Here is a 23960-nt window from a genome sequence, read left to right on the forward strand (position 1 = left end):
GCTTTATTCCTCCCATTTAACGAGTGTCCCGATCGTTTCTTGCATAACTGCTTTTTTCATATTTCCAGGTTCATTCATGTTGAACACAAGAATATCGAGTTTATTTTCAGTGCATATAGATGCAGCTGTTTGATCCATAACTTCTAGTTTTTGCTTCAGTAACTCTCTTTGCGAGATTTCCTTGAACATTTTTGCGTCTTCATGTTTGCGTGGGTCTTTATCATAAACACCTTCAACACCATTTTTTGCCATTAATATAATATCGGCATTGACTTCAGCTGCACGGAGTGCTGCTGCAGTATCTGTTGAGAAAAATGGTGAACCAGTACCGCCTGAGAAAACGAGCACTCTACCTTTTTCAAAGTGTCTAATTGCTTTTCTTCTAATATAAGGTTCAGCAACCGCACTGACTGGTAAAACTGTCATCACTCTTGTAGGTACATCTAAAGATTCTAAGGCATCTTGCATTGCAAGACCATTCATGATGGTACCAAGCATTCCCATATAGTCTGCTTGTGCGCGGTCCATACCAAGTTCTTCACCTGTTTTACCACGCCATAGGTTACCAGCACCTACCACGATTCCTACCTGCACACCCAACTGATAAATCTCTTTGATTTCTGTCGCGATTTTCTTGACAGTAATTGGATGTATGCCATAAGTTCCATTGCCTTTTAAAGCTTCTCCACTTAATTTCAGAATGACTCTTTGGTACATCATGCCACGCCCCTTTTTATTTATTTACGAACTTGTGCTGCTACTTCTGCTGCGAAATCTTCTTCTTTCTTTTCGATACCTTCGCCAACTTCTAATCTGATGAATGATAAAACTTCATTTTGATTTGATTTTAAGTATTGACTTACTTTTTGATCAGTATCTTTTACAAATGGTTGGTCAACTAAACAAATATCTTGTAAGAATTTATTTAAACGTCCAACAACCATTTTTTCAACGATATTCGCTGGTTTGCCTTCTTGAAGTGCTTGTTGTGTTAAAACGTGTTTTTCATGTTCTAATGTCTCTGCATCAACTTGATCACGATTTAGATATTTAGGGTTTTGTGCAGCGATATGCATTGCGATATCTTTTGCAACTTCTTCATCAGCTTTTGCTAATACTGCTAAAACTGCGATGCGTCCACCCATATGTTTGTAAGCGCCAAATCCTTGAGCGTCTTCTTTAACAACTCTTGATACACGACGAAGTGATATTTTCTCACCAATTGTAGCAGTTGCATCAATTAACATTTGTTCTACAGTTTTACCATTACCTTCTACTTTTAGAGCTTCTTCTGTATTTGCTGCACTTGAATTTAAAATTGTGTTTCCTACACTGTCTAATAAATCTAAAAATTGCTTGTTTTTAGCAACAAAATCTGTTTCTGAGTTTAATTCAAATATGACTGCTTCATTACCATTCACTTCGATACTGCATAAACCTTCAGCAGCAATTCTTCCAGCTTTCTTAGCCGCGTTTGCCATACCTTTTTCTCTTAAGAAATCTATAGCTTTTTCGATGTCTCCATCATTTTGTTCTAACGCTTTTTTGCAATCTAACATGCCTGCGCCAGTTCTTTCTCTTAATTCTTTTACCATTTGAGCTGTTATAGCCATGATATGCCTCCTTGATTTTTCATTTATATATTATTTTTTAATCTATATTTTTTGTAAAAAATAAGGGGATAAAAATCCCCTTATCGCATTATTTTAGTACATCAATAAGTTCTGCTTTTTTAAGGGTTGAATAACCAGTAATGCCACGGTCTTTAGCTAAGGCACGAAGTTCAGCAACTGTCATTGATTCTAATTCTTCTTCTGATACACTATTATCATCAGCATCATCTTCTTCGACTTCATCTTCGTCTACTTCAACTTCTTCTACTTTAGGTTGAGGTTTTGGTTGAGGTTTCGGTTTTGGTTTCGCTTCTTTTTGATCATTGTTATAATCTCTTCTTGAAGCTTCTTGAACTGTTTCTTCATCAAATTTTTCAACAGCTCCACCTTGTGCTTCAATCACTGCATTACCCATAACCCATGTGATTAATTTAACTGCACGAATTGCATCATCGTTTGCAGGAATAATGTAATCTACATCATCTGGATCACAGTTTGTATCAACAATACCGAATACTTTGATACCTAACTTACGCGCTTCTAAGATTGCATTTCTTTCTTTTCTAGGATCAATGATGAAGATTGCTTCTGGAACTTTCTTCATATCTTTGATACCACCTAAGAATTTTTCTAACTTAGTACGTTCGTTTTTAAGTTGTAAAACTTCTTTTTTAGGTAATTTTTCAAACACACCATCTTCTTCCATTTTGTAAAGGTCGTGTAATCTCTTGATACGACGACGAATGGTTTTGAAGTTAGTAAGTGTTCCACCTAACCATCTTTGATCAACATAGAATTGACCTGTACGAATCGCTTCTTCTTTTACTGATTCTTGAGCTTGTTTTTTAGTACCAATAAATAGTACTTTACCACCGTCAGCAACGATGTCGTATAATGCTTTATACGCAATCTCAATCTCTTCTGCTGTTCTCTTTAAGTCAATGATATAAATACCATTTCTTGACGTAAAGATGTATGGTGCCATTTTAGGATTCCAACGACGTGTCGCATGTCCAAAGTGTACACCTGACTCTAATAATTGTTTCATTGAAACTACTGCCATAAAATTCATTCCTCCATTTTTGTTTTTTCCTCTGCATGACTTTTAGACACCCACCTTTAATGCTTTAAAGGCACTTGAGTGTTTAACATCATACATGTGTATTTTAATAGCCTTATTAAATATATCATATTTATAGTGTTTTTTCAAGTTATTGCTTTATTTTTTATCTTTTTTTGTCACTGCTACCAAAACCACCTAGTCTCACTGTATGATTTGGGTCATCATCTATAGTTTGAAGGTAATTCATAAAGATCCCTTGAGCCACTCTTTCACCTTTTGAAACGGTCACTTTTTTATTTGAAAAATTATATAAAGGAATCATGATATGTCCTTCATTATTTTCGTTATTATAATAATCTGAATCAATAACACCAACACTATTGCTCATCATTAGACCTTTTTTAATGCCTAAAGATGATCTTGGGAAAATGAGTAATGCTTCGTTATCTGGAAGTAATACTTTTAGTCCAGTTGGGATCATTTTAATTTCCCCTGGATTAATATCTACATCTTCAATGCTTGCAAGATCATATCCTGCACTGTGTTTTGTCTGTCTTTGTGGAACCATAACGTCATAATTTTCATAAGCCTTGACAATTTCAAATTTTCTCATGTAATCTCTCCTTTATGTTTTTTAATACAACTTCTTCTCTGAGTAATACTGTTTTCAAACCATACGCCTGATGATTAGCATCTTTCATCACTTTTTGATTATGATCGATACATAAGTCTATATCAACAAATGCAGGTTTGATATCATCAATGATTTCTCTTTTTTCTAGTTTTTTATATCCAATTTCTTCAACATCAACAAAATAATAGATTGATGTTTGAAGATAAATTGATTCATTTGTAAATAAACCATATTTGATTTCGTTAATAAACCCTAAGGGTTCTTTAATTTTTATTTGTGAAGCCCCAATTTCTTCCTTAAGTTCTCTTTTTAAGGCTTTTTCTTCATTTTCATTAGATTTCAATCCACCACCAGGAAATGTATAATCATCAAAACGTTTCGAGTAGAGCATGAGAATTTGCTTTTCATCATTGATAATAATTGCTCGAATTGTTTTTCTACGTTTCTGAGGTTTTTTAATAATTCCCTCTTCAATAATAGGGGGTCCTAGCTCTCTCATTTTTTGATCATCCTTGGGTGTGTTAACTTATATTTTTCTTTTATAGTTTCACTTGATACATGCGTATAGACTTGTGTTGATTTTAAATGTTCATGGCCTAAAAGCTCTTGAACAACTCTAAGATCTGCACCATGGTTGAGTAACGTGGTTGCAAATGCATGTCTTAGCATGTGTGGGTGTATTTTAAATGTTTCACCTGATTTTTGAATGATCGTTTTTAATATGATTTGAAGTCCTCTAACACTTAAATGTCCACCTTTATAGTTTATAAAGACATATAACGTGTGTGTGTCTTTACCTTTTGATAGCAGTATAGGACGTATATATGTGAGATAGTGTCTAAGATCATCAACTAGCTTTTTATGAAGGGGTACATAACGATCTTTTGAACCTTTACCATGGATTAAAATTTGTTCTTGATCAAGCATCAAATCCTTAATTGTCATATTGATGAGTTCAGATGCTCTTAGTCCTGAACTAAACAGTAAATCTAACATGACATAATTTCGAAACCCCAAAGGATTATATCTATCAATCGATTTAAAGATCATTTCCATTTCATCATCTTCAATGATCTTAGGTAATTTCTTAGGAATCTTAGGTGTTTCAACATGCTCGAAAATATTGATATCTATCATATGATTTTTCATTAAATATCCATAGAAAGTTCTTAAAGCGGATATCTTTCTAGAGATAGTTTTAGCAGATAACTCTAAACTATCCAAATGTGCGATAAAATGTCTTGCTAGACGTTCTCGGGTTGCATCAACTAAAGATTCAGCAAGTTCTTCGTTGGTTATAAACGCATGAAAATCAAGGATATCTCTTTTATATCCTTGTATCGTATGGATTGAATAATTTTTTTGTGTTTGCAAGTCATTTAAAAAATCATCTAGATAATCCAAGCATTCTCCTCCTTAAAGGTTTTAAGTGCTTCAAAAGAACGATCTCTATATAGCATTTTTCTTTCTTTTTTCTTATGTTTATATCCAAGTTCAGGAAATAATCCTAAGTTCGCATTCATCGGCACAAATGATTTGTTTGGTGTTGATATATAATGTGCCATTGCGCCCATCATTGTTTCTTTAGGTAGTGGCACTATTTGATTGTTTTTGATCAATGATGCCATTTGAATTGCAGCATTAAGTCCAGATGCCGCTGATTCCACGTATCCTTCTACACCTGATATTTGACCTGCAAAAAAAAGTTTAGGATATACTTTAGATTGAAATGCAGGATTTAATATGTTTGGGCTTTCTAAATAAGTATTTCTATGCATTACACCATATCTTACAATTTTAGCATGTTCTAATCCAGGAATTAAACTAATGACTTTCTTTTGCGCTGGCCATGTGAGATGTGTTTGAAAACCAACAATGTTATACATTGATTTACTATAGTCATCTTGTCTTAATTGAACAACTGCATAAGGTTTATCTTTCCCTTCAACTTCTAAACCTACTGGCTTTAATGGTCCGTATAAGAGTGTTTGTTCTCCTCTTGATGCCATCACTTCAACGGGCATACACCCTTCAAACACATTGTTTTCAAAACCTTTATGTTCTACTAAATCAGCTGTAATGAGTGCTTGATAAAATCTATCATATTCTTCTTTGTTCATAGGACAGTTAATATATGCAGCTTCACCTTTATCATATCTTGACTTTAAATAGCATGTGTTCATATCAATCGAAGATGCATCGATAATTGGTGCAATCGCATCAAAAAAATGTAAATGATCTTGATGAACCAGCTGTTTGATACTCTCGAAAAGATGATCACTAGCAAGTGGTCCAGCAGCAACTATCGTATATTCATCAACATCAATATCTAAAACTTCATCAAGAACTACTTCAATATTTGGATGATGCTTAATTTTATCTTCAATAAATCCTGAAAACATATCACGATCTACAGCTAAACTAGATCCTGCAGGGACTTGTGCATGATAAGCTGCTTCCATGATTAAAGAGTTAAAAGATTGCATCTCTCTTTTTAACAAACCAACAGCATTAAGTTCATCATTTGATCTTAATGAGTTCGAACAAACGAGTTCAGCAAAATGACCTGTTTGATGTGCAGGAGTCATTTTTTTTGGTCTCATTTCATATAACTTTACTTTAATATTTTGATTGGCTAGAAAGTAAGCAGCTTCAACGCCCGCTAATCCAGCTCCTATTATTTTTACCATTTCATCACCACTTCTATTATACATGAAAACTGCTCATTAATAAAAAAATGAACAAGGTTTTTTCAGCCTTGTTCATCGTTTCTTAAGCAGTTTGTCCTTTTGGTCTTTTAATTTGCATATCAACTAAAACTGGATTTAATTTTTCTTGTAAAGCATGAACCAAAATTGTAATGATTACAACATTTATTGGAATCATTGTTAATCTTACAGTTAAACTCGCTAAAGCTGTTTCTCTTGATAAAAATGTTAGTAAACCTATGGTATTTGCGACAGTAACTAAAACATGTGTTAAAAACAATACAAACACAAGTTTAATACGATCATATTTCTTATATAAGAACAGACCGGGTACAAATCCCCAAAGCATAGCACCTAATGCAAAGATAATCGCATATGTTCCGTTTGGAAAAGCAACAAAGCCCACTAAATCTGAAACATATCCCATAATTAACCCATAGATGGGCCCTAAAACAATTGATCCATATATTATTGGGATCGCATAAAACGGTACACCAAAGTTGTTGAAACTCAATATTTGTTTAAAGAAAATGTCGATAACAATTGAGATCGCAACGAGCGATGATGCTAAAACTAACTTCTGTAATTCTCTACTTTTTTTCATGAAAAAAGACCTCCTTATGTTAGAGGTCCACCATAATCACTTACAGCGGACGCATTAGAAAACCGCCACAAATGTGTTCGTTCTAATCCGACATCCCATGATTAGACACTTAACGCTTCCTAATTACTCTGTAGGTTCATTATACAATATTAATCTTTTTTTGTATATCAATTTATTTTAAAATCCAATCTATAGGTTTTAGACCTTCTTTTTCTAAAAAATAATTTGTTTTAGAGAACGGTTTTGATCCAAAAAAACCTCTTGATGCTGATAATGGAGATGGATGTGCAGATGAAATAACATGATGCTTATTTAGATCAATGTATTTCATAAAACTTTTCGCATGATTCCCCCATAAAATAAATACCACTGGTTTTTCTTTATCATTTACTTTTTTAACTGCTTCTAAAGTGAAAGTTTCCCACCCTTTTTTTTGATGAGATAGTGGTTCATGCAGTCTAACTGTTAATACTGTGTTTAACAATAAAACGCCTTGTTTTGCCCAATGCGTAAGATTTCCTGTTTTTGGATATGGGATATTTAAATCTGATACTAACTCCTTATAGATATTTTTTAAACTCGGTGGATAATCTTCATTTTCCACACTAAATGCTAGCCCATGCGCTTGATTAAGATTATGATATGGATCTTGTCCAATGATGACTACCTTAACATCTTCATACGGAGTTAGTTTAAAACAGGATAACCTCTTTTCTTTTGGTGGTAATACAACATGATGTGCATCTTCATCTTTTAAAAAAGCGATTAATGCTTTGAAATATGGATTTTCTAATTCTTTTTTGATTAAATCATCCCAAGTCATGATCTTCACCTTCAGTTTTTGGTTCATCCTTTTTCTTAATTAACTTAACAATCACAACAACAATAGTGATGTTAACAATCAATAAACCAACTAATACAGGATTTCTTAGTCCTGAAACTATCGTTCCTAAGAATGGCAATCTAAACACATAGGCACCAATCACTTGATCATATGTTAAATCAGTAATATTACCGTTTTCATCATATATTGTATCAACACTGGAGTTGTTGTCACCTTGAGTGATATACGCACCTGTCTGATCATCAATATCAATGAGTCTATGGACAATTCTAATTTTCACCCAAACTGTTTCACCTTGTGAATTTTGTCCTCTTGCGTAATTATAAAATGAGATGACATCATCTACTTCGATATCTTCTTCATCAACTTTTTTAAGCATGATGACATCACCAGGCTCAATGGTAGGCTTCATGGATTCTGTTAATGTGGAAATCGTTGTTAATTGAAATCTAAAAACATCAATCACTTTCTCAGGTAAAAACAAACTTAAAGAAACATAGACAAGTAAAATGAGTGTAACCAAGTAAAATAAAACTGTTTTAATTGTTTGAGATTTGTTCTGTTTTTTCATCTTTTTTGATCCTTTAGTATTTTATCTTTATCTTTAAACATCACATAATGAACAATATATACAATTAATGCATGTAATATAATCATCGTTATGAATCCTCTAGGTGTCGATGCTGTGTAATAGAATATGCCAATGATGTTAGCTTCATCAGTATATATACCTTCGATTTCATCATAACTATACCTATTTCTAATGACATCATCAAAAGTAGCTTCGACTTCTTGACTGATTATATCATTATCTAAGATTTCGACTTCCCAATAATAGTTGTTGCCATAAAGCCCAAAAACCAATACTCGATCTCCAGAGTTTAAAGTAGTTTTATCTATGGTCTTAAGTCTTACGACTTCACCTGTCAAATCTTCGTCGATTTCTTGATCTTTACTAATCGCGATCACATATCGATAGTTAAAAATTTCTTTAGATAAATCTTTGGATATCAGCGGTAAAGCCATAAACACTAAATGAAGCACTGCTAGGATAACAATGCTTCCAAATATGATTTGTTTAGTTTTCTTTTTATGCTTAGGTTTTTTACTTTTTTTAGTAACTACCTGTTCTGATTTATGATTTAAATATAGTAATAAATCTTCAGTTGATAATAATTCATTCAAGATTCCACATCCTAAATGCACTAATCTTCATCGCTTACCTCTTTTTTGTCTTCAACCTTTTGCCCATGTTTAACAATGATGACAATGCCTGTTATAATTAATCCGTTGATGACAATAACACCAATACCAAATGGACTTTTGATAAACTCAATAATGCTTCCTAAAACAGGAATTCTAAAAGCATAGCCTCCAACAATTCGATCCGATAAAATCACTCCAAAAGGAACGGTTGCTCCTTCAGCAATCACAGATATACGATATGTATCAGTATCAACTTCAGTGATACTATCAACATAATATGTGACCATTTCTGTATCACCATCATAGTTAATATCTGCTTCAAAGGTGATTAAATCCCCTTCTTCTAATTGACTAGCATTTACTTTATTGATAAACACAAGATCATTAGGTTTAATTGAAGGTTCCATTGTGTCATATTTCGCTATATAAGTTCTTACTTGAAAAATATTAATGGTTTGTTTAGGTATAAAAGCTTCCATAAGAATGAATAAGACTAAGAGTCCAAGTAAGACAAACATTGACCAGAAAGCTACATCTTTTATAACAGATTTTGTTTTATGATTCATATATGACCCATCCCTATATTTATAGTAATTATTGATGTCATTATATCATATTTTTAAACTTTTTATGACAAAGCCAGCATTTTTTATGTTCATGCTGGCTTTTTTATTAATTTTCGTACAAACCCCATGAAGCTGGTGTTATATCTGGTATTTCGTTTACGGTTTGTTGTAATGCTTGATATACAGCATCATTATAGAATACAACATCTCCTGATTGATATACATGATATGAATACCAGTCATAACCTGTGAGTCTATTCCAAGCATTTTGAATAGTGCCTGGTGCACCTTGGTTTGCGTTAGTTGCATTAACAACAACATATACTTCACCATTATAGACAACATATTCACCAAGAGTATAGGTGTTCAGTGAATTGTAGTATATGGTTGCCATACCATTCCAACTGTTTTGAGTTGTACCTGGTATATCAGATGAGTTAAGACTATTAGCTAGTTCATAAACATCACCTTGATACATAACTAAATCACCATTATTATATGTGTTATATTGTTGCCACTCTTGAGTGTTTATCGCTTGCCATATACCTTTTGATTCTAAAGAACCTGGAACAACTGTTCTGTCTTTACCAGTAACTTTGCCTTGAAGAGCCACATAGAATAAACCATTATATAATGTGTATTCTGTATTGTTAGGTACTGAACCATTAAATGTAGGAACATTCAATACTGTCCATGCTCCATTTGTTCCTGGAACAGATCCTGTAGCCCATCCACCATTGGTTGTAATGTAATAATTGCCATTGTACTCGACAATATCACCATTAGCATACACATAGTTTAATGAGAATGTTAAATCACCATATAATGCCCAGTCATTTTGGGTGCCTGGTTCTGATGTTGTATAGTAACCTTTATAAATCCAAATTGAACCATTATGATATACAATGCTATTAAGTTCAGATGCTTGTCCTGTTGTCCAACTTAACGTATCAGTAACTTCAGGTGCCCAAGGGCCATTTATACCTGATGTCTCTGGATTTGCATTTGTATGTTGCCATTGAGCAACATAAATGTTTTCATTAAATAAGACGATATCTCCTGGATAATAAGTGATTTCTGCATACCAGTTTAGATCGTTATATACAGTCCAATTATTTTGAATGGATGGTTCATTATTTAGAGTATATGAACCTTTGTATTCCCACATTTGACCATTAAACCAAACGAGGTTTCCAGTTGTATATGGTGTTTGTGCATCATAATATGAGATGCCATTTGGAGAATTAGGACCGAATGTCCAAGTACCTACTGTCACTTGACCATTTGCTTGATCTTGAGCATTTGATATCGAACTTGCCCAAAAAGCAAATGTATCATTTGTAGTTAGTGATAACATGAAAAGCATTACAATTAGTAATGTTGATAAAATACATTTATGACATTTTTTCATGAAATCACCTCCTAAGGTTTAGGTTTAAAAGCGACTCAATAGAGTCGCATTTGATATATGACTTGTATAATAAGAATTATGCTGATAAAGAAGAATCAACAGAGAATGTCAAATTAAATGTAATCACACCATTTGCTACCAAATCATAGTCATTTGCATCTACTGGTTCATCAATAGTTACTGTAACAGTTACTTCTACAGAACCACCATTTACTGAAATAGATGTACTTGCTAGTGAAATAGCAACATTCACATAATTATTTGGTGTACCATTATCATCCCAGCTAACAACTGCTCCATCAATAAACACATTAGATTCAACCACTGATAATGTTCCTTCAAATCCATCTGCAGCAGTACCTGCTTCATCCCAATCAACATTGTAAGTGTAAACTACTTGTGTAACAAGTGTTTCTCCTTGACCAGCTGGTGTGCTATCTGATATTCTGCCAGCAGGTACTAAAATATTATTAATATTATTTGCATTTCCTGCACCTTCACCTAAAGTAACAGTTGTTGTAACATCTTGACCAGAACCAATAGTAATAGTTTCGTCTGCTGATGCAGTTGCATCTGATACTGCTCCTGCCCAAAACGCAAATGTAAATCCACTAACTGCTACCGCTAACATAACTAATAAACCAATAACTAATTTTCTTTGTTTCATAAATAAATCTCTCCTTTGTTTTTAACCTTTTTTTTATTTTTATTTTTTATTCAACAACTTCTTCTTTCGGTTCTACACTAAAACTTAACGTGAAACTTAAATCCTGACCCTTAATAGCTTCAAATGCAGCAACCGAATCTTCCACATTTGCATCTAAAGGATCATCTACTTCGCTTTCATCAAGAGGTTCAATCAGTCTAACTACAACAACGACTTCAACTGCGGAATTGAATAATTCATTCACATGCAAGTCTTTAGTGCCATTAATCGTAATTTCAACTAAATGAGCATACTCATCAGAACCACCAATCAATATACTTGAAGCTTCTACAATCAAATTCACACTTTTTACTAACTCCTTATCAACTGATACTGAGTAAGTAAAACTTGCTTCTTCATATTGTCCAACGAAGAACGCTTTGCCTTTAGTACTAACCGTCCAGTGAACTCATCTCCGACTTCAACAATTTGAAGGTTTGCTTGTTCGCCTCCAAACTCAATGATTACATTAGAGTTTGTATTGACATCATTCCAATAAGCAACCGCGGCAGTCGATGTAAATGCTAAAGCGATAACTAATAATATAATGATCAAAATTTGAACATGTTTTCCTCTTAGCACATAAACTACCTCCTAATTACAGGCTATGAAAAAAGCCAACGATTATGCCGTTGACTATCTTTTTCTAGTTGTTAAATATAAAAGGCCCTAGATAATCAGCATGTCATAACTTTTTAAAGTATTAATGACAACTGGCTACCATTGCAGGCCCTATAGTTTTGCGTCCTTAAGTTTCCTTAAGTTTGCCTTTAACATTATGTTTTTGAACTATGACCGTATCATAATTCATTATAATTATATCTTATTCTCATAAAATGTCAACAAAAAAACACTTATCAGTACAAAAAACTTTGATTTTCATTATTTTTTACACTTTTTTTACGTGAAAGAACAAAAGTGAATAAATTCACTCAGGGCGATAAAATCGCCTTTTCTTTTTTTATCTTTCTTTTTATAATAGAATCATGGACCCTATCTTACTCAAATATAAGTTTAGAGATCTCTTAGCCTTCGCTGCGATGCAGGGTAAGGATGTCTATGAAAATGAACTGAATAAACTTTCAAATTTGAAAGCCTATCGAAAGCCAAAACTAACCATTCAATCCATCTTTCAAACATACTGGCCCATATTTAAACCTTTGTTTATCGATAGACTAAGACCTGCCATCATTTCTAATGTTGAAAAAATGATTGACTGTAAAAATTTATCTAAAGGACATCTTTTTTTCGAGTGTCCTTCTTGTGATAACTTTCATCTCCAAGGTTTATCTTGTCATTCTAGATTTTGTGTTTCTTGTAACCAGAACTATCGTGAGAAAAGAACGATTGCTGTTCAATCAAAACTTTTAGATGTCCCTCACCGTCACTTCGTCTTTTCTATCGCTAGAGAACTTAGAGATTACTTTAGAATTTATCGGGGGCTTTTTGATGTCTTTTTCTCATCTGTTAATGAAGCGCTTCAAGCACTTGTCTTTTCATCAAAGATTGCAGTTAAAGAAGATCGTAGACTTGGTCTCATTGCTTTTCTTCATACCTTTGGGCGTGATCTTAAGTTTAATCCTCATATTCACGTTTTGGTTGCTGAAAGAACGCTCGATCTCAATCAAAACTTGCGAAAGTTTTCTTACTTTCATTTTGAAAAACTTAGACTTTACTTCCAACTTGCTTTACTTAGAAATATCTCAAATTACTTAAAGGTCCACGCGAGTAAGGACATCTATAACCGCTTCAATCGTTTGAGATCTTCTCTCATCTCAAAATATAAGAAAGGCTTTTATGCACATGGTCCAAAACTTAAAGATTATGGTTTTCTGAATGCTGCGAAAAAAGTTTCTGATTATATCACACGTTATGCTTCACGTCCTGCAATTTCTGAAGAACGTATTTTGAATCTCGATACTTCTACCCATATGATCACTTGGACCTATGATCCTCATGAAGATGATGATAAATCAGAAGATGATCCTTCATTTCTTGGTAGACAAACCATCACTGAACATGTCTTTAGGTTTATTGCCAAACTCATCGTTCACATTCCAGATGAGCACTTTCACACCATTCGCTATTTTGGTTTCTATGCAAATAAATCAAAGAAATCGGTCGCTACTTTCAAAAAACTACTTTCAAATGCTTCTATTAAACTCAAACGTTCTCGCTCAAATTGGATACATATGCTAAAATCAATTTATAAGTATCATCCCATCTTATGTTCATGTGGCCACATCATGAAACTTAATCTAGATTATTCTTTACTAAGAGACCCCGGAGGTTAAACCTATGCCAAAATATTTTAATACCATCAAATTGAAAATTTCTGATGAAGAGAAAAAACTTCGCTTAGAAGACTATCGCTATGCCCTTCAAAACGGCTTTTACTTTGGACCACCTGTTGATATCCACGATTTTATGAATAAAGATATCTTTGATGAATTCGTTCGTTTTAAATGTCTTGTTTGTGGCACTGAACATGTTGAGGAATATGATATCTTACTAGAAATTTGGGATGAATCTATTTCTGATTATCCTAAAATATACTGTGAAAACTGTGGGAAAGAATCTTCTGTACCACTTGATGTTTATCATAAACAAACCTTAAAGGTTTTTAGATAATTGTTTTGACTTATATCTTACTCACCCACATAACTGTGGGGTTTTTGTCTATTTTGATTTTTAGATTTGAAAATAGAATTTCCTATTAAGTCAAAAAAAGCGACTCATTTGAGCCGCTTCTCGAATTTTTTTTATTACTTAATTAAACTTGCTAATTTAGAAACTGTTCTTACTAATTGAGCAGTATAACTCATTTCATTGTCATACCATGCCATAACTTTAACTAATTGTCTGTCATCATAGTTTACAATTTGAGTTGTGTTTGCATCATATAATGAACCATATCTTGTACCAATAACATCACTTGATACAATTGGATCTGATACATATGCTAAAGTTTCGTTTGCAGCAGCTTTAAATGCAGCATCGATTTCTTCTAAAGTGGTATGTTTCTTAACTTCTACTGTTAAGTCAACAATTGAACCTGTAACAGTTGGAACACGTAATGCTGTACCATCTAACTTACCTTTTAATTGTGGTAATACTAAACCGATTGCTTTTGCAGCACCTGTTGATGATGGAACGATACTTTCAGCAGCTGCACGTCCACGTCTTGACATGAAACCTTTTTTGTGTGGTTGATCTTGTAAAGATTGGTCAGCTGTGTAAGCATGAACAGTTGTCATGAATCCACCAACAACACCAAAGTTATCATCTAACACTTTTGCAACTGGAGCTAAACAGTTAGTTGTACATGAAGCACCACTAATTACATCTTCAGATCCATCAAGAACATCATCATTTACATTATAAACGATTGTTTTAACATCGCTACCAGCTGGAGCTGAAATCACAACTTTTTTAGCACCTGCTTCTAAATGCCATGAAGCTTTTTCTTTACTAGCGAAGAAACCAGTACATTCTAATACTACATCTACACCATACTCTTTCCATGGTAACTCTTTAGGGTCTTTAATTGCATGAATTGTAATCTTTTTACCGTCTACAACTAATTTGTCACCTTCAGTTGAAATTGAATCCACCTTGAAGTTTCTTTGTGCTGTATCATACTTTAATAAGTAAGCTAATGTTTCTGCATCTGTTAAGTCATTGATTGCTACAACATCAAACTTTGGATCATCTGCCATGAGTCTATACGCAAGACGACCAATACGGCCAAAACCGTTAATTGCTACTTTAATAGCCATAATTTAATATTCCTCCTATTGAATAGTTTTATTCTACGTTTTTATTTTACCAAATTAATTGATAATATCAAATATATTGGATATATCTTGTGAAATGTAAACGTTTTTGCTTTAAAAAAAATGGGTGATTTGGTATAATGTAAATGCATATCAATGATGTGAGTTCTTTATGAAGGAGATTGTCATGATAAAAAATATTGAAATTGAGTTTAAGTCAGCAATAACCAAGGAGAAATACTTGGAATTATTAAAGCAATTCGATTTGGAAAATAATATCTTTAAGCAGGTTAATTACTATTTTGATACTGATGATTACAAGTTTAATCAAAAACAAACCGTTTTACGTATCAGACAAAAAGGTGATTCCAGATTTAAAGTCACAATGAAATGTCAAAGCGATGATGGTGCATTTGAAAATCATGTATTCTTGCAGAAAGATCAAGCATTAGATATGATTGAAAACGGATTTAATACCGGAGACTTTTTTGAAAACATGGATGATTTTGTTACATACAAAGTTAATCTAGAAAATCACAGAGTATCAACACCTTATGAAGGTGGGACATTATTCTTAGATCGTTGCGATTATTGCAATGTGACTGATTATGAAATTGAATATGAAGCTTCACATTACGATGAAGGAAAAAAGATTTTTGAAAATTTCCTAAAATCGCACAATATAGAGATAAAACCAACAAAACGCAAGAGTGAAAGAGCATTTACATGTAAAAGATAGCTAAAATGCTATCTTTTTTTATGAAATATTGACAAAACGGCCTAATAAAACTATAATAAAAGATAAAGTTACAATCGATGGAGGATCTAAATGAAGGAAAGAAATTTATTGTTTTTCATTACTGCACTTGTCGCAAGTATTTTATTACTTGTTTCTATACTCGCAAGAACTCAAAGTTGGTATAATCTAAATAATTATGGAGAACTTGCTGTACCTACTATACATTATCTAGTGATTCCAGTGATTTTGTTTTGGCTGGCTTGGTATTTTGAAGATAAGGGCACTTTATTATCAGGCGCTGTTATTCTAGCAATTGTTTTCGCATTACATCTTGATCATTCTGGTATATTAAATAATGATCCTTATGTCATTTCAAGATATGCACCAGCGGTTAAAACAGCTTATGTTTTAAGCTTAATGCTAACTTTAGCATCCGTCGTTTTAGCTTTCTTTACACACTTACAAAACAATTTTAAGAAACTTCTTAAAAAATCAAAAGAATCCCAATAAGGGATTTTTTTTATACTTATTTAGATTCATGAAATAAAAAAGTCGCATACAGCGACTTGTTTTATTGATAATCTAACGATTCGTATGTTCTTGTTTGATTTCATCAAAATAACGTCTAAGCGCACTTTGATAGTCACAGTGTTCACCTTGTGGACAGTTCGTACACATAATTAGTTCTCTAAGTCTCTTAGGAATAAATACGCGTATTTCCTCATCATTATAACCAACTTGAAGTTTATCCCCATCAATAATGATTGGTCGCTTTAAAACACTTGGATTATCGAGAATAAATTCTTTTAATTCGCTAATTCTCATGTCTTCAATGTCTAAATCTTGTTCTTTAAAGACTTTTGATCTAGTTGAGATAATATCATCAAATCCATTTTCAGCATTTGCTAACATCATATCAATGTCTTCTTCAGTAATGCGTTGGTTAAACAAATTTTTCTCCTCATAAGGTACCTTATGATCATCAAGCCACTTCTTCGCTTTCCGACATGACGAACAACTTGGGGTTGTATATATTGTAATCACTGTCTTCCTCCTTTTGGAGCATAGGTATTATCCTATAGCACTTTTGTAGTCTTGCTATTTAATTATATACTTATTTAGAATTATTTTCAACTTGTGAAAACGTTTTTTCTGGTGTTTTACATCTTTTCCCATAGACTATTAAGGTTGGTTTTTTATGGTTTATACGTTATAATTAAAGGAAATACTATCAAGAAAGAGGTCTTATTATGTCAAAATGGGATTTATCGTTATTTTATCCAAGCATTGAAGCTTGGGATGAGGGCTTAAAAGAAATGCCTGAATATATCAACAAATTAGCTGGATTTAAAGGAAAACTAGGTAATTTTGATGATTTCTTATCATTTTACAAAATAGAAGAGGAAGCAACGCATCTATTATATCGCTTATATGGTTTTATTCACTTAAATAGTGATTTGAACTTAAAAGACAATGTAAAATCTTCAAAAAACCAACAACTTATGTTAATGTTATCAGACTTAGGACAAAAAACATCATATGTATCACCTGAGTTAATCGCAATTGGTGAAGAAAAAGTGATGAGTTTTATTGAAAAAGATGATTTCTTAAAAACTTATAAGTTTCCTATGCAAAAATTATTCTTCCAACAAAAACATGTATTATCAGATGATCAAGAATCAATCATGGCAAACTTTGGTCCAATCAGATCTATACCGTCATCTTTATATCAAGGATTAGCGATTGTTGATGCTGTTGATCAAGAAGTTGAGTTCAAAGATGGTTCAAAGAAAAAGATTACTTCTTCAAATTATCGCTCTATTATTAGTCAAACAAAAGATGCTGAGGATCGTCAAAAAGTCTTTGAAGCCGCATTTAAGCGTTATAAAGATAATAAAACAACATTTGCTGCAACTTACAATTTAGTATTACAACAATTAGCAGCAAATTATAAGTCAAGAGGATATAACTCTGCATTAGAAGCTGCATTATTTAGAAACAACATTCCAGTTGAAGTTTATAAGAACTTAATGGATGCTGCCTATGAAAATACAGAAGGTATTAAACGTTATCTCAATATAAGAAAGAAATACTTAAACTTAGAAAAACATCGTACCTATGATCGTTTCTTAGACTTAGTAACAGACGATACTAAATATACGTTTGAAGATTCAAGAAACATTTTCTTCGAATCTATCAGTCATTTAGATCCTGTTTTTGTTGAAAGACAAAAAGAAGCTGTTAAAGATGGATTTGTGGATGCTTTCCCTGGAGATGGTAAACGTACAGGCGCTTACTCTTCTGGTTTTTATGGATTCCATCCATATATTTTACTAAACCACGATGATACACTTGATGCATTATTTACTTTAGCACATGAAGCAGGACATTCAGCACATACATTATTTTCAAATGAACATCAACCAATGGCAACTGCTGATTATACGATTTTTGTTGCAGAAATCGCATCAACATTTAATGAACACAACTTATTAGATTATTTGGTGAGTAAAGCAACGACAAAGGAACAAAAAATTGCTTTATTGCAAAAAGCTATTGACGGGATTATGGGAACATTCTTTAGACAAACACTATTTGCAACTTATGAATATAAAGCAAATGAATTAGTTGAAAAAGGCATGCCTGTTACAGAACAATCATTGTCCAAGATTATGATTGACTTATACAAACACTTCTATGATATTGATATTACGGAAGAAAATGGTAAAGAATATGTTTGGGCATATATCCCTCATCTATTCCATACACCATTTTATGTATATCAATATGCGACAAGTTTTAGTGCATCACTTAAAATCTATGCAGATGTGAAGGCGCAAAAACCTGAAGCAATGGAAAAATATCTAGGACTACTTAAATCAGGTGGTAGTGACTATCCAGTAAACCAAGCGAAAAAAGCTGGAGCTGACTTAACCAATAAAGAAACTTTCATGGCTGTCATCAAACGTTTTAATGAACTTGTTACAGAACTTGAAAAAACACTTGAAGCATAAATCAAAAAAGTGATATAATGAATATGCAATGAAAAGGAAAAAGTAATTTAAATATGTGTGTTTATAGAAAGTTGGGCTGATGGAAACCAATAACACTGATTTAAATGAATGGGGCCTTGGAGCATAAAGTATCATCGGCTTTAACGATGTTTGAGGGCTAGATTTTAATCTAGAACTAAGGTGGCACCGCGTTTAAAGACGTCCTTAGATGATAAGGACGTCTATTTTTATTTTTGGAGGTATTTTATATGAAAAGATTAGTATCAGGTATTAAACCTACTGGTTCTCTTACTTTAGGGAACTATATTGGAGCACTTAGACAATTTGTAAAACTACAAGATGAATTAGAAGATACAGAGTTCTTCATTTTTATCGCTGACCTACATGCTATCACGACACCACAAGAAAAACAAGCGCTAAAGAAGAGTATCAAAAGTATTGCAGCTCTATATATTGCTTGTGGACTTGATCCAAATAAAGTTAACTTATTTGTGCAGTCTGAAGTCGTTGAACATGCTGTGCTAGGTTATATCATGGAATCAACTGCATATGTTGGTGAAATGGAACGTATGACACAATATAAAGACAAAAAGCAAAAACAAACTGAAGGGATAAGAACCTCACTTTTAACATATCCAGCACTCATGGCTGCAGATATATTACTTTATGATGCCGATATTGTTCCAATTGGTGATGATCAAAAACAACATCTAGAGCTTACAAGAAATCTTGCACAAAGATTTAATCACTTATATGGAGATACATTTGTTGTTCCTGAAGGATTTTTCCCAAAAACTGGAGCTCGTATCAAATCTTTAACTGAGCCAGATAAAAAAATGGATAAGTCTGCTGAAAATCAGAAAGCCTATATTTTATTGTTAGATGATTTAAATCAAGTGAAAAACAAAATTAGATCAGCAGTTACAGATAGTGATACAACTATCAAATATGATTTGAAAAATAAAGCTGGTATATCCAATTTACTTCAAATCTATGCATCCTTAACGGATTTATCAATTAAAGACATTGAACTCAAATATAAAGACTCGAGTTATAAAGAGTTTAAAGAAAATCTAGCTGACATAGTCGCAGATACTTTAAAACCAATTCAGGAAAGATATCATGAAATTATCAATAGTCCTTACCTGGATGAAGTTTTAGATCAAGGTAGACAAAGAGCTTCAGAAATTGCTAGAAAGAAAATGTTTAAAGTCTATAAACGCATAGGTTTAGGACGCGTCAAATAAAATAAATGAGCGATGCTGGCAAGCATCGCTCTTTCTTTATATTTTTGCTTCAAATGAATCAATTGGATACATAACATCTCCATCAATTTGCATGTACGTTCCTTTTTCAAATGTTATTTTTACGTGATCTACTCGTTTGATTGATACATATCTTCTAAAGATAACATGCCATCCTAAATAGATTGTAGGAAATATAAATATAAGTAGCCATTTAGGAATCTTTTTGACCATAACTACATATAAACTTCTTTCGTTTCTACTTGCTTTAGGTGCAATCTTCATACCTCCACCAAAATATGGCGCATGCATGACACTCACAAACCAAACTTTGTTTTCTTGAACAGTTTCATTTTCATAATGAATGGTCGCTTTAATTGGCTTAAATTTAATAAAACCTTCAAATGCATGTCTAAAATAATTGAGTTTATTCTTCTTATATTTCGAATGATTAACTAAATGACCAATAAATCCATCAAGACCAGCTCCAGCTCCATTTAAAAAATATTGATCCCGACGCTCGTAGGTTACAGTAGGTAAATCTTTTAAATAAGGTTTAATCAAAACGATCTTTTCTTTTGTTTTTAGACTTCTAACAAAGTCATTGCCAGTTCCTGCTTGATACATGTATAAAGGATTTGGATAATCAAGTTCATATATCTTATTAGCCAGTCTATTTAATGTACCATCTCCACCAACTAAAATCAAACGATCGTGAGGATCAAGCGTCTCTAAAAAACCTTTGACATCTGTGATATCAAGTAAGTTTTGTGTTTTAACTTCATTACCTTTATGCTCTAAATGATCAACAATCCCTTGTATGAATTTTTCTTTTTTTCCATTTCTTGATAAAGGATTAAATAATATGATATCCATTTTTTGACTCCTAGTTTAGGATCACAAGTGCGTATTTTTTCTTTCCTCGTCTCATCATGACATAACGGTTGTGATACGTTTGTTCTTGACTTAAAGTATATGCTAAATCATCTATTTTTTCACCATTAATGCTCACTGCGTTACTTGTAATAAACTGTCTAGCTTCCCTTTTTGATGATGCTAGTTTCGTTTCAACAAGTGCATCAACAAGTTCTGTCCCACTTGACAAATGCGCTACATCAAGTGTTTTTTCAATCATTTTAAACTCATTTTCATTTAAATCATTGAAATCTCCACTAAATAAAGCATTTGTTACTCTTAAAGCTTCACTTAAAGCTTGCTTCCCATGCATAAGCTCTGTAACTTCTTCAGCAAGTTTCTTTTGTGCTTCTCTAAGCTCTGGCTGTTTTTGCAGTTTTTCTTCTAGATCCTCAATAACTTCTTTTGATAATAATGTTAAAGTTTTGAGATAATTAATAACATCTTGATCAGAAGCATTAACAAAGTATTGATAAATCTCATATGGACTTGTTAATTCTTTATCTAGCCATAATGCACCAGATTCACTCTTACCGAATTTGGATCCATCAGCTTTGAGTAACAACGGTGAACTAAGACCTACAGCTTTTGACTCATCACCTTCAAGTTTTCTAATAAGTTCTAAACCTGTTGTAATATTTCCCCATTGATCTGAACCACCAAATTGAATCTTACAATCATGTGTTCTATATAAATGAAGAAAGTCAATCGCTTGAATCAGCATATAAGAAAACTCAGTGTATGAAATACCTACATCTAATCTTTTTTGTACAGTATCTTTAGCAAGCATATAATTGATTGAAAAATGTTTACCATAATCTCTTAAAAAAGAGATCATATCAATATTTTTAATCCAATCATAATTATTAACAAATATAGCTTTCTCAGGATTTAAAAACAGACTCAATTGGTTCTTGATTTTATCTGCATTCTTTAGCGATTCCTCAAGTGTTAATAACTTTCTTTCACTTGTTTGTCTAGGATCACCAATTAAACCTGTAGCTCCACCAATCAATACGATTGGTGTATGTCCATATTTTTCTAGTAATAACATTCTAACGATTTGGACCATGTGTCCAACGGTAAGAGATTCTCCTGTTGGGTCAAATCCACAATAAAATTTAACGCTCTCTTCATTTAATAAGCGTCTAGCTTCTTCTTCATTACTGACATCTTTGATCAGTCCACGCCATTTTAAATCATCATATAAATTCATGTTTCTCACTCCTCGTATAATATGTAGTGTAGATTTAGGTTGATACCTTACTACATATCATTATTTATAAGTTTGAAGTCCTAGTGTTATAATTAAATCAAGATGTAACCAGAAGAATCTGCTTCCACTCCTTGCACATCATGGTGCTATTTAAGCGTGCAAACCTGCTTGATTGGCTTATCTGCTAACCGGTTGTTGTTACCCGTTAGATTTCACTCAACTTCTATGTCTAACGGTGGTTTCTTATTGGCGAGGCTGCAGTTGTCTTTCAAGGCTAGGACTTCTCTTATATCTATTTTCCCTTGAAAGAAGGTGTTCTTTTGAATCATACTTTATGTGTTGGTATTGACGTTGCTAAACTGTCCAATCACGTTTATGCACTTAACTTTAATCGTGATAAACTTTTATCTGTCAATATTCCTAATACCCAAGATGGTGCGAACTTAATTGAAACGCATATTTTAAAACTTCTTGATAAACATCATCTCTCTAAAGTCATTGTCATCTTAGAGTCAACTGGTGTTTACTCCGGTCATCTTGCGACCTACTTATCAGCTTCTAAGTTTTTGAGTGTTTTCGATATCAAAGTTTATCTCATCAATCCTAAAATTTCTAAAAATTATAGAAAAAGTTTTGCTGATATGGATAAAACTGATCCTAAAGATGCTTACATCTTAGCTGATATTGCTAGAGTTGGAAGAACCGATGAGTTAACTCCCTTTAAAGGTGGTCAAAGACTTGCTTTAGAAAGACTCACAAGGCATAGACTTCATATTGCTGAAAAACTATCCAATGAGAAGGTTTATGCCCTTAATAACGTGTTTATAAAGTTTTCTAACTTTGAAACTATATTTTCTAATAACTTTGGATCAACTGCTGTTGATCTCTTATTAGATTATAAAACCATTGATGATATTATCGATTCATCTTTAGAAGATTTATCTGACTTTGTTGCTAAATCAAGTAAAAATCGCTTTGATAATTCACTTGATATCGCTGCTAAGATCCAAAAAGCTGCTAGAGATTCTTATCGTCTTGATAAAGTTTCTTATGATCCTATTAATACAGCTCTCGCCTCATCCATAAATGTCATTAAATGTTATGAACATGAAATGAAAGATATTGATAAAGCCATTTTGCGACAAGTCGCTGGGTTTAATCATGATCACTATCAAATCTTAACGTCTATACCTGGTATTGGTAAAGTTTATGCAGCCGGTATCTTAGCTGAGATTGTTGATATTAGTCAGTTTGAATCCAATGATGCACTTGCTAAATATGCAGGTATTACCTGGCGTAAAAATCAATCCGGGAAATTCACCGCTGATGAGACTTACATGACTAAAACTGGAAATAAATATTTGCGCTACTTTTTAATCCAAGCAGCCAACATGGCTAGAATTCATATACCTGAGTATCGTGATTTTTATCATAAGAAATATGATGAAGTCACGACTCATCAACACAAACGTGCACTCGCCTTAACTGCTAGAAGAGTTATTCGTCTTATCTATGGTTTGTTGAGTACCAATAGACTTTATAAGTAAAACTTAATTAGATTAATTCTTATAACTTTTACTTTTTTAAGCATGTCTTTAAATGATGCTTTTTATTAACTTTATACTCGTTTTTTATATTTTTAGTGCTTGACATCTTTACCGGTTGCTTGTATTATAAAAAATAAAAATCGCCCTTAGAACA

27 protein-coding genes and 1 other annotated feature are annotated in these 23960 nt (G+C 32.8%); of the genes, 7 read left to right on the forward strand and 20 right to left on the reverse strand.

The genetic code is table 11. The features are described 5' to 3' along the window. Nucleotides 1-3 precede the first annotated feature (3 nt). From BK011_08160 to BK011_08235, 16 genes are all read right to left on the reverse strand, one after another. Complete coding sequence (locus tag BK011_08160; protein AUD65658.1) at nt 4-720, reverse strand: UMP kinase; 717 nt, start codon at nt 718-720, stop codon at nt 4-6. Nucleotides 721-737: 17 nt separating this feature from the next. Further along, nucleotides 738-1613 (reverse strand): translation elongation factor Ts, encoded by an 876-nt coding sequence (locus tag BK011_08165; protein AUD65659.1) that lies wholly within the window; start codon nt 1611-1613, stop codon nt 738-740. A gap of 88 nt (nt 1614-1701) precedes the next feature. Then, nucleotides 1702-2676 carry a 30S ribosomal protein S2 gene (locus BK011_08170; protein ID AUD65660.1) on the reverse strand — a complete coding sequence of 325 codons (975 nt, stop codon included), beginning with the start codon at nt 2674-2676 and terminating at the stop codon, nt 1702-1704. 163 nt (nt 2677-2839) lie between these two features. Further along, nucleotides 2840-3289 carry a deoxyuridine 5'-triphosphate nucleotidohydrolase gene (locus BK011_08175; protein ID AUD65661.1) on the reverse strand — a complete coding sequence of 150 codons (450 nt, stop codon included), beginning with the start codon at nt 3287-3289 and terminating at the stop codon, nt 2840-2842. Next, the gene (locus BK011_08180; GenBank protein ID AUD65662.1) at nt 3276-3809 is read right to left on the reverse strand and encodes a hypothetical protein; all 534 of its coding nucleotides are present in this window, start codon (nt 3807-3809) and stop codon (nt 3276-3278) included. The genes BK011_08175 and BK011_08180 overlap by 14 nt, the downstream gene beginning before the upstream one ends. Continuing rightward, the gene (locus BK011_08185) at nt 3806-4630 is read right to left on the reverse strand and encodes an integrase (GenBank protein AUD66174.1); all 825 of its coding nucleotides are present in this window, start codon (nt 4628-4630) and stop codon (nt 3806-3808) included. Before BK011_08185 ends, BK011_08180 begins: the two co-directional genes overlap by 4 nt. Nucleotides 4631-4701: 71 nt before the next feature. Continuing rightward, complete coding sequence (locus BK011_08190; GenBank protein AUD66175.1) at nt 4702-6000, reverse strand: methylenetetrahydrofolate--tRNA-(uracil(54)-C(5))-methyltransferase (FADH(2)-oxidizing) TrmFO; 1299 nt, start codon at nt 5998-6000, stop codon at nt 4702-4704. 82 nt (nt 6001-6082) lie between these two features. Beyond that, nucleotides 6083-6622: a hypothetical protein gene (locus BK011_08195; protein AUD65663.1), complete on the reverse strand. Its 540-nt coding sequence runs from the start codon at nt 6620-6622 to the stop codon at nt 6083-6085. A 172-nt stretch (nt 6623-6794) separates the two neighbouring features. Beyond that, entirely contained in the window at nt 6795-7445 is a 651-nt protein-coding gene (locus BK011_08200; protein AUD65664.1) for a uracil-DNA glycosylase, read from the reverse strand. After that, a complete protein-coding gene (locus BK011_08205; protein ID AUD65665.1) occupies nt 7432-8037 on the reverse strand; it encodes a signal peptidase I in 606 nt (201 codons plus the stop codon). The genes BK011_08200 and BK011_08205 overlap by 14 nt, the downstream gene beginning before the upstream one ends. Continuing rightward, on the reverse strand, nt 8034-8651 hold the full coding sequence (locus BK011_08210) for a hypothetical protein (protein ID AUD65666.1): 618 nt from the start codon (nt 8649-8651) through the stop codon (nt 8034-8036). Before BK011_08210 ends, BK011_08205 begins: the two co-directional genes overlap by 4 nt. Before the next feature lie 20 nt (nt 8652-8671). Next, nucleotides 8672-9238 (reverse strand): hypothetical protein, encoded by a 567-nt coding sequence (locus BK011_08215; protein ID AUD65667.1) that lies wholly within the window; start codon nt 9236-9238, stop codon nt 8672-8674. A 106-nt stretch (nt 9239-9344) separates the two neighbouring features. Further along, entirely contained in the window at nt 9345-10649 is a 1305-nt protein-coding gene (locus BK011_08220; GenBank protein AUD65668.1) for a hypothetical protein, read from the reverse strand. 76 nt (nt 10650-10725) lie between these two features. Beyond that, the gene (locus BK011_08225) at nt 10726-11316 is read right to left on the reverse strand and encodes a hypothetical protein (protein AUD65669.1); all 591 of its coding nucleotides are present in this window, start codon (nt 11314-11316) and stop codon (nt 10726-10728) included. Between the two features lie 46 nt (nt 11317-11362). Further along, nucleotides 11363-11659 carry a hypothetical protein gene (locus tag BK011_08230; protein AUD65670.1) on the reverse strand — a complete coding sequence of 99 codons (297 nt, stop codon included), beginning with the start codon at nt 11657-11659 and terminating at the stop codon, nt 11363-11365. A gap of 8 nt (nt 11660-11667) precedes the next feature. Further along, nucleotides 11668-11937 (reverse strand): hypothetical protein, encoded by a 270-nt coding sequence (locus BK011_08235; protein AUD65671.1) that lies wholly within the window; start codon nt 11935-11937, stop codon nt 11668-11670. A 123-nt stretch (nt 11938-12060) separates the two neighbouring features. After that, nucleotides 12061-12134 (reverse strand) — a binding site (cyclic di-GMP riboswitch class I). Nucleotides 12135-12341: 207 nt separating this feature from the next. Between BK011_08235 and BK011_08240 the strand changes: the two genes are divergently transcribed. Both BK011_08240 and BK011_08245 read left to right on the forward strand, forming a co-directional pair. Then, nucleotides 12342-13649: a hypothetical protein gene (locus BK011_08240; GenBank protein ID AUD65672.1), complete on the forward strand. Its 1308-nt coding sequence runs from the start codon at nt 12342-12344 to the stop codon at nt 13647-13649. Nucleotides 13650-13653: 4 nt separating this feature from the next. Continuing rightward, nucleotides 13654-13986, forward strand: a complete 333-nt coding sequence (locus tag BK011_08245; GenBank protein ID AUD65673.1) for a hypothetical protein — start codon at nt 13654-13656, stop codon at nt 13984-13986. A gap of 134 nt (nt 13987-14120) precedes the next feature. Here BK011_08245 and BK011_08250 read toward each other — a convergent pair whose 3' ends face one another. Then, nucleotides 14121-15134: a type I glyceraldehyde-3-phosphate dehydrogenase gene (locus tag BK011_08250; protein ID AUD65674.1), complete on the reverse strand. Its 1014-nt coding sequence runs from the start codon at nt 15132-15134 to the stop codon at nt 14121-14123. Nucleotides 15135-15318: 184 nt separating this feature from the next. Here BK011_08250 and BK011_08255 point away from each other — a divergent pair, with 184 nt between their 5' ends. Continuing rightward, complete coding sequence (locus BK011_08255; protein AUD65675.1) at nt 15319-15870, forward strand: hypothetical protein; 552 nt, start codon at nt 15319-15321, stop codon at nt 15868-15870. A gap of 90 nt (nt 15871-15960) precedes the next feature. Further along, the gene (locus tag BK011_08260; GenBank protein AUD65676.1) at nt 15961-16380 is read left to right on the forward strand and encodes a hypothetical protein; all 420 of its coding nucleotides are present in this window, start codon (nt 15961-15963) and stop codon (nt 16378-16380) included. A 72-nt stretch (nt 16381-16452) separates the two neighbouring features. Here the strand turns inward: BK011_08260 and BK011_08265 are convergent, their stop codons facing one another. After that, the gene (locus tag BK011_08265) at nt 16453-16914 is read right to left on the reverse strand and encodes a hypothetical protein (GenBank protein ID AUD65677.1); all 462 of its coding nucleotides are present in this window, start codon (nt 16912-16914) and stop codon (nt 16453-16455) included. A gap of 206 nt (nt 16915-17120) precedes the next feature. On the opposite strand from BK011_08265, the gene BK011_08270 reads away from it, so the two are divergent. Together BK011_08270 and BK011_08275 are read left to right on the forward strand one after the other, a co-directional pair. Beyond that, nucleotides 17121-18884, forward strand: coding sequence for an oligoendopeptidase F (locus BK011_08270; GenBank protein ID AUD65678.1), 1764 nt, complete (start codon nt 17121-17123; stop codon nt 18882-18884). 248 nt (nt 18885-19132) lie between these two features. After that, nucleotides 19133-20131 (forward strand): tryptophan--tRNA ligase, encoded by a 999-nt coding sequence (locus BK011_08275; protein ID AUD65679.1) that lies wholly within the window; start codon nt 19133-19135, stop codon nt 20129-20131. A 36-nt stretch (nt 20132-20167) separates the two neighbouring features. Here the strand turns inward: BK011_08275 and BK011_08280 are convergent, their stop codons facing one another. After that, nucleotides 20168-21004, reverse strand: coding sequence for a hypothetical protein (locus BK011_08280; protein AUD65680.1), 837 nt, complete (start codon nt 21002-21004; stop codon nt 20168-20170). Nucleotides 21005-21014: 10 nt separating this feature from the next. After that, the gene (locus tag BK011_08285; protein ID AUD65681.1) at nt 21015-22259 is read right to left on the reverse strand and encodes a tyrosine--tRNA ligase; all 1245 of its coding nucleotides are present in this window, start codon (nt 22257-22259) and stop codon (nt 21015-21017) included. A gap of 320 nt (nt 22260-22579) precedes the next feature. Between BK011_08285 and BK011_08290 the strand changes: the two genes are divergently transcribed. Continuing rightward, the gene (locus BK011_08290) at nt 22580-23806 is read left to right on the forward strand and encodes a hypothetical protein (protein ID AUD65682.1); all 1227 of its coding nucleotides are present in this window, start codon (nt 22580-22582) and stop codon (nt 23804-23806) included. The last annotated feature ends 154 nt before the right edge of the window (nt 23807-23960 follow it).

It is taken from the genome of Tenericutes bacterium MZ-XQ (assembly GCA_002838205.1).
Lineage (GTDB): Bacteria > Bacillota_I > Bacilli_A > Acholeplasmatales > Acholeplasmataceae > Mariniplasma.